The sequence below is a fragment of the Limosilactobacillus ingluviei DSM 15946 genome, from assembly GCF_001435775.1.
In the GTDB taxonomy this organism is placed as follows: domain Bacteria; phylum Bacillota; class Bacilli; order Lactobacillales; family Lactobacillaceae; genus Limosilactobacillus; species Limosilactobacillus ingluviei.
Map to the genome: position 1 here is coordinate 1 of NZ_AZFK01000065.1, position 522 is coordinate 522.

The 522-nt window shown below is 39.8% G+C and carries 1 protein-coding gene; it reads right to left on the bottom strand.

Features of this window, described 5'->3' with window-relative positions:
- A partial coding sequence (locus tag FC43_RS10890) for a transposase (RefSeq protein WP_156648340.1) occupies positions 1–522 on the bottom strand: 522 nt, incomplete at both ends.

The window sequence follows — 522 nt, forward strand, 5'->3', positions numbered from 1 at the left end:
GAGTGAAAATAGATGCCACTCAAATCGTACTTCAAGCTCCGAAAACAAGTTTCGATGCCCCAACGTAATTGATACAGGGCTTTGATTTGTTCGAGCGGAAAATAGTGACGATCCAAATTTGTAATTAAGATTTCCCATGTAAAACGTTTACGTTTATGATCGTATGCTTTAAATTTACAAATTCGGAACTTAACAGGACACACTGGGCCAAATTCCCAATTATGTTCTTGAGCACTTTTTGATAAAGCTTTATTTCGGGAGGGACGATTGGGATTGATATAGTGAACATCTACTCCTTTAGATCGTAGTATACGTTTGGTGGAGGAAGCAGTAGTGACAATACATTTGTAATCACGATCGCACTCTGCATCAGGTAATTGTCGAACCTCCTTGATTGCCTTTGCTCGGCCTCGAATAATGTAGTTGAGTCCTAACCGATTACAAGATTCAAAAACGTTAAATCCTTCATATCCACGATCCATTAATACAATTGTTGGCTGTTTCGCCGCATAGCGGCGAAGC